The organism is Taklimakanibacter deserti (assembly GCA_003574785.1).
On record QORU01000008.1, the window covers coordinates 312209 to 329312 of the forward strand.

Genomic DNA, 17104 nt, shown 5'->3' on the forward strand with positions numbered 1-17104 from the left:
TAGAACCGCCGAAAAGATAACAGCTCAGGAATAAAGAGACAATTGAGACGCCGGGAACAGGACTCGTCATCAATTGACCTGAACTGTTGCCCGCAAGACCAACAAAGGCGAATGGCTGTGGCAAGGCCGATTTCTGACCCGACCAAAACATTGAAGGACTAACCGGCTGATTGAAACGAGACAAGCGGCTTGCTTGGTGAACATGAACATCAATTGGTAATTCGTACTGCCACGAAGGTACCTTCCGGACCGTTTGTGATTTTCAGAGGCTGGTTTAGCGCGTATATTTGACTCCCAACCGGAGCGTAATGATCAAACTCTACTCGATTAGGCGTCGACCAGGAGCCCACGCCCTGATCGAAGAAGATTGTGCCCGCGCCCCGCTCAGTCCGAAAATCTAACTTTCGCCTATGGCCAAGGCGATTCCGCAAATCAACCGAAGATCGCGGCGCGACGGCAGCCAGCATCTGTTCCAGCACAAACGAACGTATGCCGAGGTCTGGCCAGTCGGTGTGAAGCCAGCGGCCGGACCGTGGGCGACCGTCTGGTCTGCCGGAAAGGGTGATGATCGTGACTTCTGTATCCATATTGGCGAATCCCGCTATTAGTTCGGTTACAAGGCGAACAGCTAGCGGGCTGAAAATATATCGATCCGAGTAAGATAATGAGAGAAACTTAGCTGATAGCACGTGGTCCAATTCGGGCGATTTGCCGATTAGCATCGAGAGTAGACGGCTCCCAAAACTAGTTGTCGGTCCGTCCAATTCGTTCTCGATTTCAAGCAGAGCTTCGCCACCAAGCGAGGTTAGTAGCGAAGCGAGATCAACTACCGGACCGAACGTAGGCTGCTCGATTTTGCCTCTGACTACTGGCGCATCGGACGCAGCCGCCCACGCGATTCCAATTTCTCGCGCACTTTTGGAACTGGACGACCAACCGGTAGCGCCCTTGGGACTTACAACACCCGCAAGCCAAGTAAGCGACCCGATATTTTCGGCCGACCGCACTGTGACCCGAGCCCGCTGAGCCCAGAGTACGAATTGCCGTCGAGTGATCGGGTCGGCTGCCTTGACCAATGCTGCATCCACGATAGCCACAGCGGAGCGACCGCGCGCCCCCCAGCGTTCCAGAATGGGAGTCATTGGCCATGCGCCCAAGTCCCAGTCGGCCGGATTGCCGGTCATAAGCACGATGACTTCTGCAGAGGAGTCGTGGACAAGGCACTCAGAAAGTGCGTCCGCCAAAGGCGCCGGCTCGTACGCAGTCTCATTGCCAAAGAGCTTCGCCGAATCTGGAAGCGACAAACGGGTGACCGCAGCTGCGAGAATCTGGCGCGCTAATTTCCGGTCTGTATCTTCGGCTGCATGCTGGCTGTCGACCGCAAGCACGCAACGAGGGCAGGCGTGCGTGGCGTCGGGATCGCCACATCTGCCTTGAGCGTTACAGTCAAGAAGGTCGCGAGCCTCGGCAAGAAAACCCATGGGATCACGCGCGATAGTGGAGCAGAAACCCGCGCCGCCACTCGCCCGATCGAAAACAACGGCACTGTAGCTTCGACCCAACGAAGGATGCGCAGCTTCAGGGGCAGCGAATCCCATTTCATCCGCATCGACCCCAAGCCTACGAGCGGCTATCTCTCTTAATGCCAGCGCGATAGTGAGCGCAGCTTCCCGGCTCGAACACTCGTACAGCTGGAGTTCACAAACATCAGTGCGGATCTCCTGACCAAGGCTCAAATGACGCGCGACCGCGAAAGGGGCGTCGTTCGCCACCCCGCCTGTGCAGGTAACCCCGTCGTGGGCCCGAGGTACCCCTCGCAATGGCTTGTGTCCGCCGAGGGCGCTAGGCCCGTCGGCCGCCGTCTCGGGAACTGAGCGCCCACAATGAAGGCAGATTTCGAATCCCAATCCGTGTGGGCCTGGATTAAACCAGAACACCAAACCATCGGCTCCAGTACGCACTCGCCCGATCCTTGGGTCAGGAAGGGCGCGCCAATTGGACGTCCTCGCTGATACCCATGGGTCAATTGATGGCGAGCCGCCGAGATCACGGGTATCGTCGTGCACTTCGTAACGCAAATCGACGGTAAAGCCGGCTGGCGCCAAAAAGCGTACCACGCGAAACTCTGAACCACCGCATTCGTCACACGTGCTGAGTCCGACCGAAGCAGGCGCAGACGTAAGCCCGCCGCACGTCCGACACTCACGCACCTGACGAAGGTTCTGGACTTCGCGGACACCTTCTTCGTCAGCTGGCTTTTTCCAGTTAAGTGTTACCCCGCTGGATTCGCGAACTACACCATCCACCACGATGCCTTTTCCAGGCGCATATGGGTCAGGCCAAAACCTTGTAAAGGGCGGTGTCGGAGCCCCGCGTTCGCGGCGTCGAAGCATGACGATTTGAGCTTGGCGTCGATCAATCCAACGCATCCAGCGTCTGGCATCGAAGTCTAGGATAACGTTGGTGCGGATGAAGTGAGTTAAGACAAGTCGTACCACATTGCGCCAGTCGTCTAGCGTAAGGCCAAGTTTCGCCGCGGCCCCCGGTAAGTTTGTCTCCTTCACATCGACGGCGGGCACTATTAGCTGCAAGAGGCCTAGCGTTTCAGCACTGTTAGCTCGCACCGGCCTACGCATAATCTCGCGGTATAAGAGGAATTCAGCCAGCTGTGTAGGATCGGAAAAAGTCTCCTCTCGTTCGGCCCATATGGTTCTCAGAAAGGTGGCAACGGTCTCCTCGCTCGCCAACCTTCGAACCAATTCCTTCCACGGCTTCGGACTACTTTTGCCTTCGAATTCAGGCCGCCTGGCTTCAAGCGTCGCAATGACAGCTGATATGTCCGGATCCTCAGCGGCCATTGTGCGAAGTTTGGCAATGCTGCGGTCTAGGTTCGCAAGTTCAAGTTCATTGCGGGCCGGCCTTTCTTGGACAAAATGATAGAGAAAGCTGCGAATGTAGCTCCGCTCTGAGGCTATCTGGATATTCGCCGCGTGACGAGCAGTGCCCTGCCGAGCATCAGTGAAGGTGATGAGCTGCCGGCCGTCGAGGGGTAGTGCTTCGCTAGCGGGCGTTTTAGGCGACAACCGACCAACCACGCCCGGCGCTATCTGGGACATCAGATAAGGCGCGCCCGCTGCCAGCGACCGAAGAGCACCTCGGTCGGGATCACTACCTTCTGGTGGGAAGCCACAAAACGGACAATGGGTGACGTCGTGGCTGCTATACAATGTAAGGCCACTCGGTCCTGGCCCCTCGGCAATTATCCCCGTGCCAGGATGGAAGGTGAGCTTTGGGATTGGCTTTCCGGTCGACTTCGAAAGGTAGCGGCGATCAATTGCTGGGGTTATGACAGGAGACGGAGTTGCATCGTCCTCCGCCTCCGCACCGTAAGTTTCGTCACGATCGAGTGCCTGGTCAAAGCCGTCCTCCCGCGCTGGCTCGTCCCAGGGGACTATGCGCGTACCTTCATCGGCAATCTCTGTTTTGAAGGCACCTTCGCCGCAGCGGGAGCAGAAAGCCCACTCAAGCACAAGCGACTGGCAGGATTGGCAGTGTTCGCGCTTTTCGAAATATACTGCGCCAAAAGGCCAGTCGCCTTTTACTATCTTCGGCCTGTCAAGGCAGTCAGGATTGACGCAGGCCCAAAGTCCAGTAAGCGTGCGGTGGAAGATATGCACCCGAGTGGGCAAAATTGAATTACCACCGTTCTTTACCAGAAGTTCATCGGCATAAGGGTCGCGAGCCTGAGCCGCATGCACAAGAAGTTTGGTTGGATCCGCCGAAGGCCCGCATATCTTTGCCGCCTCCCTCATCCAGCCGTTCCATGAGATAGTCAAACCTTGACGGAGCTTTTCGCGAAGCTCTCTCAGAGACGCCGACTGCGCAAGCATTTTTCCCGCGACCGCGGGTTCCGATGCCCTGAGAAGTGCGAGATCTACACACTCTTGTGAGAGCGCCGGCGCTTTGGGAAGTGGAGCGCGGGTGCCACGTATCACGTGAACGTTTTCTTCCGGCGCACCGGATAGATCGCGTAGAAATCCGCGAAGTCCACCGGCGTTTTCGCCACCAATAGTTGCGGAGGTCGCGACGTACCGTATCTCTTCGGGTTTACGGCCGAACGCCAAAGCGACCCGCCGCAGGAGTAAAGAAAGCTCCGCTGCCTGCGCGCCAATGTAGGAAAACGATACTCATACAGCGGTCGTCCGGTAGGCCTCGAAAGTTGGCGGGCTCTAAGCAAGGCTTCATACGTGCCTCGCGTCGCCAAGAGCGGCTGCTGCATCTCTTTAACGATTGGCGAAGAAGTCGGGCAGCACGCAGTCGGAGATTGCCTCCGCCGCGAAATCCATGTCGATCTGGTGCGGCATGAAGCCCTCAGCCCGGATCATTCCGGGCGCGAAACTCAAGCTTCTGGCCCTTTTGCCCGGAGAACAAAGTGCCTTTGGAATGAGCGTAACGCACTGCACGTATTTGAAAGCTCATCGTCCCTTTGGCCAAGTCCGGGCCGTCAAGAAGCGAGTGAAGGCATGTCGAAAATCGGCAAGGAGATTGCCCTGCTTATCCAGCGATCGGCGGAATCGAACGCTGCACTCATGCGTGGGGATGTCGACACGTACCGCGCGCTGATCACGCTCGCGGACGACTTCACGCTGATGGCGCCGTTCGGGGGAACGCCGACGCGCGGCCGCGACATGACAGAAGAGCGCTGGGCGGCGATGGGGCGGTTCTTCCGGAACGGGACGCTGCAGCACGAACTGGTTCAATCCTACGCCTCGGCCGACATGGTGGTGCTGGTGATCATCGAACACGGACATGGCGAGGTCGGCGGCCTGCCGGCCCAGGATTGGCCGCTACGCGTAACCCTGGTCTATCGCCGCGAGCAGGATGAATGGCGGCTGGCGCATCGCCACGCCGATCCCCTGGTTGCCGGCATCGGCCTGGACCATGCCGCGGCACTCGCCCGCGGCGAAGCCCGCTGACCGCCGGGTCTCGCGATGGAAACGGCAAACCTCTTTCTGCTGCTGTGGGCGGCGCTCGCCTTCTGGGTGCTGGGACAGATCTGGCTGGTCCAGATCGTCATCTATCCGCTCTTCGCCGAGGTCGGCGCGGCGGATTATATCCGCTATCACCGTTCCTACACGCGGCGCATCCCGCTGCCGGTCATCCTTCCCGGTTTCGCCAGTTTCCTGCTGCCGGCTCTTTTGGCCGTCTATGGCCCCGCCGTTCCCCTGTGGATGAGCGCCGCCAACATCATGGCCGGCCTTGCCGGCCTCCTGGTCACGGTGCTGCTCGAGATACCGCGGCACGCAAGGCTGGAGAAGGGTGGCCGGAACGACGCCATCATCTCAGAGCTGATCCGCTATAATTGGCCGCGCACAGTGTCGATCAGCCTCCAGGCGGTTGTCACCTTCCTGATGTTGCGCCATGTCTTCGGGGCCGCGTGAGGATGGCTTTCGGGGTTATGCCAAGCGGCGATCTTGCGGCCGACATGTCACGCAAGCTCATCTCGATTGGCCGGCCATGCCGACGAAGATCGCATAGGCTTACAATTTCATTTGTTTTAGTTGGAGACGGCTGGTCCTTGAGCCTCTAGTTTGGTGTAGGGCAATCGCATTCGAAGGTTTGCAAGGTCCTCTCCTTCCCTTCTCCCGTTGCGAAGCAATGGGAGAAGGTGCGCGAAGCGCGGATGAGGGCTCTTTCGCGCAGTGTGCTCCGACTTCAACGGGCATTCCTGCTGGGACAAAGAGCCCTCACCCGGCCTTCGGCCACCCTCTCCCATTGCTTCGCAACGGGAGAGGGGAAACATCGGAGGCGGCTCGCTCATTTCAGGATTCTTGTATGCGATAGCCCTCTCGTCCGGTGGATGTTACGCTAGATGAGCCCACGCATGGGATGAGTGCTGATGAAGACGGCATTTCGACATTCGGTCTGGCTCGCGATCGTCGCCCTCGCGATGGGTCCGGTGTCGGCGGTCGCCGGCGACAAGCCGTCGGCGCTCTACGAGGTTACGCTCGACATCGACAAGGACGGCAGGACGGATCGGGCCGTGCTGGTGCTGGCCGGGTCCAACCGCACGGACATCGGCCCCGCGACCGGCGAGCTCACCGCGGTGGGCGACGGCGAGAGCGTGGATCTTTACCTCTATCTGGCTGCCGGCGATGAAAAGCTCGATCTTTCGCGCCAGCCCGCCCTTCTCAAGAGGAAAATCGTCGACCCGGAGGAGACACCCTGGGTCCAGCCGCTCGAGAGCACGGACGGCGCATCGCTGGTCGTTCAGTCCTGCTATGGCTGCGGCGCCAATAAATCATGGAGCCAGACGCTGACCATCGTCTATCGCTCCGGCGAATTCCTGGTCGCCCGCTATGCCAGGGACTGGGACTGGAACAGCCATCTCGCGGACGGGAGCGTCGAGACGATCATGGGCGGCTGCGACATCGACTTCCTCGCGGGAAAAGGCGTCGTGTCGGAGGGGCTCGACGAGGAGAAGCCGATCGACGGGACGTTCACGCCCGTGAAGCTCATGGACTGGTCTGACGACCTGCGCCCAGCGCTTTGCGATTTTTGAGGCGCCGCCCCGCCGAGCCGCGCGCGCCCCTCCCGGGATTTCCGTCCGATTGCCTTGCGGGCCATTCTGTTGTTGGATTGCGACCCATGGGGAGCAGGGACGGCTGGCGCGACCATCTCGCCCGCGTTTCTCGCTGTGCTTGCGTGAGCCCGGTTCCGGCGCAATGATAGGGAGGTCGCCGTGCCAACAGGTCATCCGCCGCTTGTCGGCCGCCGGCGCGTCCTGCAGGCAACCGTCCTCGCCGGCGGGGCGACAATGGCGCCGGCATTCGCGGCCCATGCTCAAACCGCGCCCGAGGGGACGCCCATGACGGACGAGCTCAGCGCCGACGAAATCCGCACGCTCCTCGATCTCGAGCCCAATGCCACCTGCGGATATGTAAGGGTGACGTTTGTGAGCAAGCACGCGATTGCAGCGGGCGGCCTGCCGGCGCCGTTCGCGGATGGGCGGCCGCTCGGCTCCGCGCTCTATTTCATGGTGACGCCCGGCGCCCCCGTGCGCCTGCATCGCATCCGCAACGATCAGCTCTACCACTATTATCTGGGCGACCCGCTCGAGGTCTTCCTGCTGCATGGCGACGGCGCCTCTGAGCGTGTCGTCGTGGGGCCCGACTTGCGCCAAGGCCAGCGCGTTCAGCTCCTCATCCCCGGTGATACGTTCCACACCGCAAGGCTGATCGGACGCCAGCGCTGGTTTCTGGGCGCCAGCACCGAATGGCCGGGCGTGCTGCCGGCCGATGTCGAGATCGGAAACCTCGATGCGCTGGCCGGACAATATCCCTCCGTCGCCGACGACCTGCGCGCCATCGCCGCCTCGGTGCAGCACGTTGCCCCGGGCGGCGCGGGTCCGCGCCCCTGAGTTCGTGCTTCGGCTTGCCCTCGAGCTGGTCGAGACCTGCGCCCGCCTTCGGTGTTTCAGCGCCGGCGCTAAAGCGCGATGGCTTTTCTTCGAGTCACCATCGCGCTTTATCTTTTTGTTTGCGCATGATCTTTTCGGAAAACCGGTATCCACTTTTCCGGATCATGCGCTAGCTGCGCCCATTCCGCATTGCCGCGCGCTGTATTGACATTGTGGATACAAGTGCTCATATTCCGGCCATGGCCAAAGCTCGCAACGCCCCTTCGGAATCCTCCCGTTCCGCCACCGTCACGGTCGTGGACCGCGTTTCTGCGTCCGACACGAAGGGCAGCATCAATCTGCGGATCGAGACCGGGACCCGGCAGCTCATCGACGATGCGGCGGCGATCCTCGGCAAGACGCGCACGGAGTTCATGGTCGAGAGTGCGCGGCGGCAAGCGGTCGACGTGCTGCTCGACCAACGCCTGTTCGTCCTCGATCCAGAGCGCTACGACGCCTTCATGCAGGCGCTCGACAATCCACCAGCACCAGGACCAAAGCTCAAGTCGCTGCTGCGCCGGACACCGGCATGGCGGAAATAGGATTGTGCCGGACCGTCCTCTATCGCGACCGTCGGCTCCTGTTCCGCTGACGGCGGAGCACGACCTGTCGGCGTTCGACTGCGGCGAGCCCGCGCTGAACGACTGGTTGCGCCATCGGGCTTTGAAGAATGAAAGCCGGTTCTCGCGCACCTATGTCATCTGCGAAGGCAATCGGGTCATCGCCTATTTCTGCATCTCGGCGGGCGCGGTGGAACGCGGCGCCGTGCCGGGCAAGCTGCGACGCAACGCGCCCGATACTATACAAGTTTCGGTGATCGGGCGGCTTGCTGTCAGCCGTCAACATGCCGGGAAGGGGTTGGGCGCGGACCTGCTTGCGGACGCGCTGCGGCGGATCGCAATCGCCTCGCAGAGCATCGGCATCGGGGCTGTTCTCGTCCACGCCAAGGACGACGCGGCCAAGCGCTTCTATCTGCGCTGCGCGGAGTTCATCGAATATCCCGAAGACAGCCGGACCCTGTTCCTGCCCATAGAGACAGTGGTCGCAGCCTTCAGCTAAAACGGCGCGAAGCCGTCATCGAGGTCATCGCCTTCGCGGAAGTCATCTCGAAAGACCTGGCATCATCTTGGGGCGAGATATTACGCAATATTTTGCGCATTTTCCATTGACGCGCGGGATGAATTGCGTATATATTTGCGCATAACTGGGCGCGATATGCAGCATGAAAACAACACCGGAAGGATAAAGGCCCGGCTCGAGCGTGAGGGTTGGACGCGGGAAGGCGGCACGAAGCACGACAAGTATAAGAAGCCCGGTCACTCTTCCATCATGGTGCCTCGGCACCGCACCGTTACCCCCGGCGTGGCAAAGTCCATTGCCAAAGCTGCGGGCTGGACCAAGTAAAGTCCGGCCCGTCTATTGGAGGTCAGAATGTCTCGATATATCGCCATCATCGACTATGACGAAGCGAGCGGAAAATACGGCGCATACTTCCCCGATGCACCCGGCGCCACCGCAATGGGTGCAACCGAGGCCGAAGTGATCGCCGATGCCATCGAGGCGCTTGCCGAATGGGTTGCCGATGAGGTTGCGGACGGTCGCCCGGCGCCCGTGCCGCGCACCTATATGCAACTGCTCAAGTCCAACGAATTCGACCCTGGCCAAGGCGGCATGATCGCGACCGTTCCCCTGTTGCGCGAAAGCGGCAAACCCGTTCGCGCCAATGTCTCGATCGACGCCGGCCTGCTCGAAACCATCGACAAGGAGGCGGAGCGCCTCGGTCTTACCCGCTCGGCCTTTCTGGCGTCGGCGGCAAGGGAGAAGATTAAGGCGAGCGCCTGAAAAATGGCGCTCACGTGAGCCGCTATCGTCTTCCCCGAGCAGCACGCAGTCGGACGGCGAAAATCCGACATCGACCTCATCGTTCGAGGTCAGAGCGCCATTGAATGATTGTTGACATGTGGGAAAGTTTTGCCAAACTTCGACCCGTGACGCTTAAGCGCACCGGACGGCGCATCAGCGCTGCGGGAAGCGTCGATATGAGGGTTGAGACCATGGCCGAGAACAAGCCGGATGTCACCAAAGACTGGCAAGCCAGTCAGGACCAGAAGAGCTCTTCCCGGCGGCTTCGGATTTTCGCCCTGATTTGCTGGGCCGTGGCCATTGCCGGCGAGGCTGTCGGCATTTATCTGCTCCTGCAGCACAGATTCGACAGCGGCAATCTTCTCCTGCTGATCGGCATTCTTGTCGGGATCGCCGTCTTCGCCATTGCCGGCAGCTTGCTGTGGAAGGCCGCCAACCGGAAAAATCCGGCCAGCAAGGCCGACGGGTTCCGGTACTTCGTGCAGAACCAGCTCGGCGCGATCATAACGCTGATCGCCTTCCTTCCGCTGATTGTCCTGATCCTCATGGACAAGGACATGGATCCCAAGAACAAGCAGATTGCCGGCGGCATCGGCGCTGTCCTCGCGGTGCTCGCCACCCTTATCGGGGTGAATTTCCAGCCGCCATCGGTCGAGCAGTACACCCAGGACATGAATGAGTGCGCCCAACAGATCAAGGCCGGCCAGCCAACCACCGCCTGCTCACCCGAGGTCGCTTCGCAGGCGCAGGACATCGCCCGGGATTCCGCGGTGGTGGCCGACGCGACGAAAGATGCCCAGAACCCGAACGGCCAGGATGTCGTGTACTGGATCGCGCCGGAACCAGGCGCCACGAAGTCCAAGACCCCGCATGTCTTCCATCTTTGCGAGGCGGTAAGTCCTCTGCGCGGCAAGACCGTGAATCATGGCTCGGTGACGCAGGCCTATGCGGAGAACGCCATCCGCATTACCGAGCAGATCGCCATGGAGCGCAAGCAATGCGGATTCGACACCACGCCGTGAGCTGATCGGGAGCGACCGGCTATTGCCAGAGAAGGGTTGCCCTCTCAGGCAAGCCTTCGATCATCCTCGCCGAGCAGCACGCAGTCGGAGGGCGCAAAGCTGACATCGACCGCATCGCCTTCGCGGAAGACCTGGTCCTCGATGATCGTGTTGGCCTGCAGCTTCAGGCCCTGCGCCTCGATGGCATAGATGGCGCTGCCGCCGAGATAGGAGGTCGCAGCGATCTTGCCCTTGAGCTTGTTGGGGCCCTTGGCCTTCTTGCCGACCTCGAGGCGCTGGGCGCGCACGATGACCGTGACCTTGCCGCCTTGCTTCGCTGAAGCCGGGGCCTCGGCCTCGATGCTCAAGCCGTTGTCGAGGGTAATTTTGGCCTTGCCATCGGCGGCTTCCGCAATGGTGCCGGCGATGAGATTGGATTGGCCGAGGAAGCTTGCGACGAATTTGGAAGCTGGCGTGCGATAGACTTCTTCGGGCGTGCCGTTCTGCTCGATGAGGCCGTGATTCATGACGACGATGCGGTCCGACATCGCCAGCGCCTCTTCCTGGTCATGCGTCACGAAGATCGTGGTGATGCCGACCTCGCGCTGGATGATCTTGAGCTCGGTGCGCATTTCCTCGCGCAGATTTGCATCGAGCGCCGACAAGGGCTCATCGAGCAGGAGCACGTCGGGCTCGATCACGATGGCGCGGGCGAGCGCGATGCGCTGCTGCTGGCCGCCGGAGAGTTGCGAGGGCAGCTTCTTCTCGACGCCGGGCAGCCGCACCATGTCGAGCGCCCGCTTCACCTTGGCGAGGATCTGGGCCTTGGGGACGCTGCGATATTTGAGGCCGAAGGCGATATTGTCGGCGACCGTCTTGTGCGGGAAGAGCGCATAATTCTGGAAGACGAGACCGATATTGCGCTTGTAGATGGGCACGTCGTTGATCAGCCTTCCGGCGACGACGATCTCGCCCGCGGTCGGCGAGACGAGGCCGGCGATCGAGCGCAGGATCGTCGTCTTGCCGCAGCCCGAAGGGCCGAGGAGCGTCACGAAGCTGCCCTTGTCGATCTTGAGATCGACATCCTTCACGGCCACGAACGGGCCGTAGGTCAGGGTGACGCCTTTGAGATCGACGGCGGTTTCGGTCATGATGATGCGGTAAGAGTGCTTCCCTTCTCCCGCGCGGCACGCGTGGGAGAAGGTGGCCGAAGGCCGGATGAGGGCTCTTTGTCGAGGCAAGAACGGATTTTCAAAAGCTATTTCCTTTGCAAGCGAAGAGCCCTCACCCGCCCTGTCGGGCACCCTCTCCCATTGCTTCGCAACGGGAGAGGGGGAACATCGGAGGCGGCTCGCTCACTTCAAGCTTCAGCTCACGCACCTTTCGAGATGCGGTCCCACTGCTTCTGCCATTCGGCGTCGTGCTCGGCCCAATAGTTCGGGTCGGCGAAGGTCAGCGCCTTCATGGTGCCGGTCGGATCGAAGGCCGGAAGCTTGGCGATCTTCTCCGTGAGCTTGACCTTGTTGGGGTCGAGCGAGGGCGGATAGCTCTGCCCCTCGGCCACCGCGATCGCCGTCGCCGGCTCCAGCATGAAGTTGCACAGCTCCTCGCATTCGGCCATCGGCGAACCTTTGAGGATCAGCATGTCCTCCATCCAGGCATAGCTGCCAGGGGGGTCGAGATAGCCGATCGGATGGCCTTGCTCCTGAAGGGCGGCGATGCGGCCCGACCAGGCGTCGGTGACGACGATCTCGCCCTTCGACAGGAGGTCCATGAGCTCCGCACCCGAGCTCCAGTATTTCTTCGCCATGTCGCGGCTTTCGCGCACCTTGGCCCACACCGCCTCGATGTCCTTGATGTCGTTGGGGCTCTGGCCGGTCTGCAGCGCCGCATACCAGACACGCGTGTTCTTGTCGCCGAAACCACCGATCTTGCCGGTGTATTTCTTGTCGATGAGGAGGTTGGCGCCCTTTTCCTTGGCTTCCTCGGGCGAGATCACCTTGGTGTTGTAGGCGATGCCGGTGGTGCCGTAGTCGTAAGGCACCGCCGAAAGCTTCGGCGTCAGCTTGCGGAACGGCTCGATCATCGCCGCCATGACATTGACCATGTTCGGGATGTTGGCCTCGTTGATCTCCGACACCCAGCCGCCATCGACATATTTCTTGTAATATTCGGTGCCGGAGGAGTGGATGATCTGGAAGTCGCCCGGATTGGAGGTCTTCACCTTGGTGATGACCTCGTTTTCGTCGCCGAAGGTGCCTTGCACCACCTTGAGGCCGGTCTTCTTGGTGTAGGGCTGGAAGGCGAATTTATCGATCGCCTCCTGCACCGTGCCGCCCCAGCCGTCGAAGCGCACTTCCGTCACCGCCGCAAGGGCCGGTCCGCTCCAGCGCGTCATCAGGCCGGCCGAGGCCGCCGCCGCCGCGGTCAACCCTAGGAAGGTGCGGCGGTCCATGCCGCCATTCTGGTAGCGCTCTTTGAGCCGCTCCAGTCTCTTGGTCTGCGTGAGTTTCATCTTTCTGTTTCTCCCTGGTTATTATTGACGATTACCAAATAGAATGCGCCCTAAGAGACCGCCTGCCAAGGGGAGGCCGATGGTGATGAGGATCATCAAGGTTCCGAGCGCATTGATCTCCGGGCTGATCGAGATTTTCAGCATGGCCAGGATCTGCGTCGGCATGGTCTCGACCCCGGGCGGGCGCCAGAACAGGCTCGCGGTGATGTTGTCGAAGGAGATGGTGAAGACGAGAAGCACGCTCGCCACGATGGCGGGCATCAGCAGCGGCAAGGTCACTTCCCGGAAGGTGTTGAACCGGTTGGCGCCGAGCGAGAGCGAGGCCTCCTCATAGACGCGCTTGACGCCGATGAGCCGCGCCTGGACGACCAGCACGACGAAGGGCAGCGCCAGCATGATGTGGCCGAGCACCAGGAGCAGATAGGTCCTGGGCTGGTTCGCCCATTTCATCAAGAGCAGGAGGCCGACGCCGAGAATGGTCTCCGGCACCAAGGCCGGCATGATCACCAGCGTGTTCATCCAGTGCTTGCCGCGGAACTCGTAGCGGGTAAGTGCCAACGCCGCCATGACGCCGATGACGGTGCAGACGGCGGCGGTCAGGAGCGCGATCCAGATCGAGGTCTTGAACGCGCGCAGCACGGCCTCGTTCTGGAACAATTTGCCGTACCATTGCAGCGAGAGGCCCGTCATCGGGAAGCCGCCGAACATCGAGGCGTTGAAGGACAGGATGACGGTGACCAGGATCGGCGCGAACATGAAGATATAGACGAGGACGGTGACGAGCTTCACCGCCCGCCAGCCCCAGATGCCGCTCGCATCCTCGACTTGCCGGGTCCCACTCATCGGCTCAAGCCCTTGAAGATGGTGGAGAGGCCCATATAGCGGCTGTAGATCGCCGACACGATGCCGAGCAGCACGAAGAGCACGATCGAGAGCGTCGAGCCCATCGGCCAGTTGAGCTGTCCCATGATCGTGTCGAAGATCAGATTGCCGAACAGGGCATCGCGGGTGCCGCCGAGGATCTGCGGCGTGACATAGCTGCCGGCCGCCAGCACGAAGCACAAGAGCAGCCCGGCGCAGAGGCCCGGCAGCGACAGCGGCAGCGTCACTTCGCGGAAGGCCTCAGCGCTGGTGCAGCCCAAGGTGCGCGCCGCCGAGATCAGGTCGCGGTCGATGCCCTCGAGGCTCACATAGACATTGAGGATCATATAGGGCAGCAGGAAATGGATCATGCCCATGATCACCGCGCCCTCGGTATAGAGCATCTGGATCGGGCTCTCGATGATCCCCAATGACGTCAGCGTGACATTGATGGCGCCTTGCTCGCCCAGTATGTGGATCCAGGAGAAGGTGCGGATGGTGAAGGAGATCCAGAACGGCACGATGAGGAGGAGCAGCAACAGCCATTTGTGCCGGAAGGACGTCATCCAGATGAAATAGGCCGGGATGTAGCCCATGATGGCGCAGGCGATGGCGGTGATGGCGGCGACCCGCGCGGTCTTCCACAGGAACAGATGGTAATAGCTGTCGGTGAAGAATTCCTGCCAGTTGGCAAGCGTGAAATTCGCCTTCTCGACGCCGGCGGTGACGAATTCGTAAAATGTGTAGATGCCCATGATGACGATCGGCAGCAGCAGCAGCAAGATGAGCAGGACGAGCGCCGGCGCCAAGAGATACCAGGCGAAACGCGTCTGCTGGATCATTGAAGCCGCGTCCCTCTCGCCTCTTTTCCCTTCTCCCGTTGCGAAGCAATGGGAGAAGGTGCGCGAAGCGCGGATGAGGGCTCTTTCGTGCAGTGCACTCCGATCTTCACGCGTATTCCCTGCTGAGACAAAGAGCCCTCACTCGGCCTTCGGCCACCCTCTCCCATCCTTCGGACGGGAGAGGGGGAAAGCTTTGTGGCAGCTCGCCCCTTGCCTCGTTTCCCCTGATAATTGTCTGTTTTCGGAGGAGCTTAGCGCATCGGACTGAAAAGTGTGAAGCGGTTTTCAGAAAAATCCGATGCGCAAAACAACGATCAATAAGCGCGCGCCACGCAGAAATCGACCGCCTCGGCGAGCGCCGACTTATGCGCGCTGTCGGGGAAGATGGCGAGCGCGTCGCGGGCGATGGCGCCGTAATGGCGGGCGCGCTCCACCGTGTCGGCGATGGCATTGTGGCGCTCGATCAGCTTCTGCGCATAAAGGAGGTCGTCCGCCGTCTGGTTGCCTTCCTCGAGCGTGCGCTTCCAGAAATTGCGCTCTTCCTGGGAGCCCCGGCGATAGGAGAGGACCACCGGAAGGGTGATCTTGCCTTCGCGGAAGTCGTCGCCGACGCTTTTGCCCATCAGCGCCTGCTTGCCGGAATAGTCGAGCGCGTCATCGACGAGCTGGAAGGCGATGCCGAGATTGCGGCCATAGGATTCGAGTGCCGCCTGTTCGTCCTTGGGCCTTCTGGCGACCACGGCGCCGACTTCGGCCGCGGCCGAGAACAGGGCCGCCGTCTTGGCGACGATCACCTGCATATAGGCGTCCTCGGTGGTCGATGTGTCATGCGCGGCGGAAAGCTGCAGCACCTCGCCCTCGGCGATCACCGCGGCGGCATTGGCGAGGATGCGCAAGGCCTCGAGCGAGCCGGTCTCGACCATCATCTTGAAGGCCTGGCCCAAGAGGTAGTCGCCGACCAGCACGCTCGCCTGGTTGCCCCAGATGAGCCGCGCCGTCTTCTTGCCACGCCTGAGATCGCTCTCATCGACGACGTCGTCATGGAGGAGCGTCGCCGTGTGCATGAATTCGACGGAAGTGGCGAGCTTGATATGGGCGTCGCCCTTGGCAGCGCACATGCGGGCCGAGGCCACGGTCAGCATCGGCCTGATCCGCTTGCCGCCGGAATTGATCAGATGGCCGGCGAGTTCCGGGATCAGTTCGACATGCGACGCGGCGCGCGCCAGAATGGCCTCGTTGACCTTGACCATATCGCCTGAGGTCAGAGCGATCAGAGGATCGAGGCTCGGCTGCTTTTCACCGCTGCCTTCGAAGGGAATGACGACACCCAAGGTTGAACCTGCCTGCTTATGATACTGTCCCGGACAATAAGGGGGCTTGCCGCCCCCGGGCAAGCGCGACCGGTTGACGCTAAGGATAATAGATTATGAAGGAAGTGCTGCGGACCAACGACCTCGTGCTGCTCTCCTATGCGACCCATGTCCTGGCCGAGGCCGGCATCGAGGCCGTGGTTTTCGATGCCCATATGAGCGCGGTCGAGGGCTCGATCGGGGCCTTTCCCCGCCGCCTGATGGTCCAGGACGAGGATATTGCCCAGGCTTTGCGCGAATTGGGTAACGTTGCGATAACTGGGCAATAGTAGGCTGCCGCCCGCCATGCCAAACGCTTCGCCCGCCGATCCCAGCATGCCTACCGGGGCCATTCCGCCGAGCCTGACCGAGGACGGCTTCCTCAATGGCCGCCTGCGCATATTGCAGCCGGAAAAGGGCTACCGGGCCGGGATCGACGCGGTTTTCCTCGCCGCCAGCATCCCCTGCAACACGGGCGATCATGTCTTCGAGGCCGGCATCGGCACGGGGGTCGCTGCCCTTTGCCTGGCCTATCGAGTGCCAGGCCTCCAGGTTACGGGCGTCGAGATCGCTGCCCGCTACGCCCTGCTGGCCGAGGAGAACGCCCGTCGGAACGACTGTGGTTCGGGCGTCCGAGTCATCCATGCCGATATCAAGGAGGCCTTGCGCCGGGGCTCGGCCCTCTTGCCGGCGGCCGGCTCCATGGCGCATGCTTTCGCCAACCCGCCCTATTTCGAGGAGGGCAAGGCGACGCCGTCGCCCGTGGCCTTGAAAGCCGGCGCCCATAATTTCGGGCCCGAGGACCTCGATCTCTGGGTCAAGGCCATGCACGGGCTGATCGAGACCCGCGGCACCGCCACCATCATCTACCGGGCCGAGGCGCTCGCCCGGGTGCTCGCCACCTTCGAAGGCCGCTTCGGCGATATCACTGTCGCGCCGCTCTTTCCGCGCGCAGGGCTCGCCGCGACCCGCATCATCGTCCAGGGCGTCAAAGGCTCACGCGCTCCTCTGCAGATCCTTCCCGGCCTCATCCTCCATGGCGATGACGGGAAGTTTACAGAGGCCGCCGAAGCCGTATTGCGCGAAGGTGCCGCCTGGCCGATGCGCTAGCCGCGCGTCACACATTTGAGTGCTGCCGAGGCGAAACTGGTTAACGCGCGCTTCCCACAATCGACGCCGCCCGGCAAAAATGTTAGGAGGCACGGGGGTGCGAG

17 protein-coding genes are annotated in these 17104 nt (G+C 61.3%); 11 read left to right on the forward strand and 6 right to left on the reverse strand.

Annotated elements, in window-relative coordinates; all coding sequences use genetic code 11:
• Positions 1-209 precede the first annotated feature (209 nt).
• Positions 210-3890: a Zn-binding domain-containing protein gene (locus DS839_RS18835; protein ID WP_119271988.1), complete on the reverse strand. Its 3681-nt coding sequence runs from the start codon at positions 3888-3890 to the stop codon at positions 210-212.
• Between the two features lie 633 nt (positions 3891-4523).
• Here DS839_RS18835 and DS839_RS18840 point away from each other — a divergent pair.
• The 9 genes from DS839_RS18840 (at position 4524) to DS839_RS18880 (ending at position 10344) form a co-directional block, all read left to right on the forward strand.
• Positions 4524-4976, forward strand: a complete 453-nt coding sequence (locus DS839_RS18840) for a YybH family protein (protein WP_119271989.1) — start codon at positions 4524-4526, stop codon at positions 4974-4976.
• A gap of 15 nt (positions 4977-4991) precedes the next feature.
• Positions 4992-5441 carry a hypothetical protein gene (locus DS839_RS18845; RefSeq protein ID WP_119271990.1) on the forward strand — a complete coding sequence of 150 codons (450 nt, stop codon included), beginning with the start codon at positions 4992-4994 and terminating at the stop codon, positions 5439-5441.
• Positions 5442-5899: 458 nt separating this feature from the next.
• Positions 5900-6562, forward strand: coding sequence for a hypothetical protein (locus tag DS839_RS18850; protein WP_119271991.1), 663 nt, complete (start codon positions 5900-5902; stop codon positions 6560-6562).
• Between the two features lie 180 nt (positions 6563-6742).
• Positions 6743-7420, forward strand: a complete 678-nt coding sequence (locus DS839_RS18855; protein ID WP_368911725.1) for a cupin domain-containing protein — start codon at positions 6743-6745, stop codon at positions 7418-7420.
• Positions 7421-7659: 239 nt separating this feature from the next.
• Positions 7660-8001: a type II toxin-antitoxin system TacA family antitoxin gene (locus DS839_RS18860; RefSeq protein ID WP_119271992.1), complete on the forward strand. Its 342-nt coding sequence runs from the start codon at positions 7660-7662 to the stop codon at positions 7999-8001.
• A 4-nt stretch (positions 8002-8005) separates the two neighbouring features.
• Positions 8006-8518 (forward strand): GNAT family N-acetyltransferase, encoded by a 513-nt coding sequence (locus DS839_RS18865; RefSeq protein WP_119271993.1) that lies wholly within the window; start codon positions 8006-8008, stop codon positions 8516-8518.
• 156 nt (positions 8519-8674) lie between these two features.
• Entirely contained in the window at positions 8675-8863 is a 189-nt protein-coding gene (locus DS839_RS18870; RefSeq protein WP_119271994.1) for a type II toxin-antitoxin system HicA family toxin, read from the forward strand.
• Between the two features lie 27 nt (positions 8864-8890).
• Positions 8891-9301 (forward strand): type II toxin-antitoxin system HicB family antitoxin, encoded by a 411-nt coding sequence (locus tag DS839_RS18875; RefSeq protein WP_119271995.1) that lies wholly within the window; start codon positions 8891-8893, stop codon positions 9299-9301.
• A 197-nt stretch (positions 9302-9498) separates the two neighbouring features.
• Positions 9499-10344: a hypothetical protein gene (locus DS839_RS18880; protein ID WP_368911726.1), complete on the forward strand. Its 846-nt coding sequence runs from the start codon at positions 9499-9501 to the stop codon at positions 10342-10344.
• A gap of 44 nt (positions 10345-10388) precedes the next feature.
• On the opposite strand, the gene DS839_RS18885 is transcribed toward DS839_RS18880, so the two are convergent.
• The 5 genes from DS839_RS18885 to DS839_RS18905 all read right to left on the reverse strand — a co-directional run bounded on the left by DS839_RS18885 (position 10389) and on the right by DS839_RS18905 (position 15872).
• Positions 10389-11474: an ABC transporter ATP-binding protein gene (locus DS839_RS18885; protein WP_119271996.1), complete on the reverse strand. Its 1086-nt coding sequence runs from the start codon at positions 11472-11474 to the stop codon at positions 10389-10391.
• 221 nt (positions 11475-11695) lie between these two features.
• A complete protein-coding gene (locus tag DS839_RS18890; protein WP_119271997.1) occupies positions 11696-12838 on the reverse strand; it encodes an extracellular solute-binding protein in 1143 nt (380 codons plus the stop codon).
• A 21-nt stretch (positions 12839-12859) separates the two neighbouring features.
• Complete coding sequence (locus DS839_RS18895; RefSeq protein ID WP_119271998.1) at positions 12860-13681, reverse strand: ABC transporter permease; 822 nt, start codon at positions 13679-13681, stop codon at positions 12860-12862.
• Positions 13678-14541, reverse strand: coding sequence for an ABC transporter permease (locus DS839_RS18900; RefSeq protein ID WP_119271999.1), 864 nt, complete (start codon positions 14539-14541; stop codon positions 13678-13680). Before DS839_RS18900 ends, DS839_RS18895 begins: the two co-directional genes overlap by 4 nt.
• A 314-nt stretch (positions 14542-14855) precedes the next feature.
• On the reverse strand, positions 14856-15872 hold the full coding sequence (locus DS839_RS18905) for a polyprenyl synthetase family protein (protein ID WP_119272000.1): 1017 nt from the start codon (positions 15870-15872) through the stop codon (positions 14856-14858).
• 95 nt (positions 15873-15967) lie between these two features.
• Here DS839_RS18905 and DS839_RS18910 point away from each other — a divergent pair, with 95 nt between their 5' ends.
• The gene (locus DS839_RS18910) at positions 15968-16180 is read left to right on the forward strand and encodes a putative signal transducing protein (RefSeq protein ID WP_119272001.1); all 213 of its coding nucleotides are present in this window, start codon (positions 15968-15970) and stop codon (positions 16178-16180) included.
• Positions 16181-16196: 16 nt separating this feature from the next.
• Complete coding sequence (locus tag DS839_RS18915) at positions 16197-17000, forward strand: tRNA1(Val) (adenine(37)-N6)-methyltransferase (RefSeq protein ID WP_119272002.1); 804 nt, start codon at positions 16197-16199, stop codon at positions 16998-17000.
• Positions 17001-17104 lie beyond the last annotated feature (104 nt).

Coding starts and splice junctions, on each gene's coding strand:
- DS839_RS18835 (WP_119271988.1), bottom strand. CDS start 3,890: ATGCTTGCGCAGTCGGCGTCTCTGAGAGAGCTTCGCGAAAAGCTCCGT.
- DS839_RS18840 (WP_119271989.1), top strand. CDS start 4,524: ATGTCGAAAATCGGCAAGGAGATTGCCCTGCTTATCCAGCGATCGGCG.
- DS839_RS18845 (WP_119271990.1), top strand. CDS start 4,992: ATGGAAACGGCAAACCTCTTTCTGCTGCTGTGGGCGGCGCTCGCCTTC.
- DS839_RS18850 (WP_119271991.1), top strand. CDS start 5,900: ATGAAGACGGCATTTCGACATTCGGTCTGGCTCGCGATCGTCGCCCTC.
- DS839_RS18860 (WP_119271992.1), top strand. CDS start 7,660: ATGGCCAAAGCTCGCAACGCCCCTTCGGAATCCTCCCGTTCCGCCACC.
- DS839_RS18870 (WP_119271994.1), top strand. CDS start 8,675: ATGCAGCATGAAAACAACACCGGAAGGATAAAGGCCCGGCTCGAGCGT.
- DS839_RS18875 (WP_119271995.1), top strand. CDS start 8,891: ATGTCTCGATATATCGCCATCATCGACTATGACGAAGCGAGCGGAAAA.
- DS839_RS18880 (WP_368911726.1), top strand. CDS start 9,499: ATGAGGGTTGAGACCATGGCCGAGAACAAGCCGGATGTCACCAAAGAC.
- DS839_RS18885 (WP_119271996.1), bottom strand. CDS start 11,474: ATGACCGAAACCGCCGTCGATCTCAAAGGCGTCACCCTGACCTACGGC.
- DS839_RS18890 (WP_119271997.1), bottom strand. CDS start 12,838: ATGAAACTCACGCAGACCAAGAGACTGGAGCGGCTCAAAGAGCGCTAC.
- DS839_RS18895 (WP_119271998.1), bottom strand. CDS start 13,681: ATGAGTGGGACCCGGCAAGTCGAGGATGCGAGCGGCATCTGGGGCTGG.
- DS839_RS18900 (WP_119271999.1), bottom strand. CDS start 14,541: ATGATCCAGCAGACGCGTTTCGCCTGGTATCTCTTGGCGCCGGCGCTC.
- DS839_RS18910 (WP_119272001.1), top strand. CDS start 15,968: ATGAAGGAAGTGCTGCGGACCAACGACCTCGTGCTGCTCTCCTATGCG.
- DS839_RS18915 (WP_119272002.1), top strand. CDS start 16,197: ATGCCAAACGCTTCGCCCGCCGATCCCAGCATGCCTACCGGGGCCATT.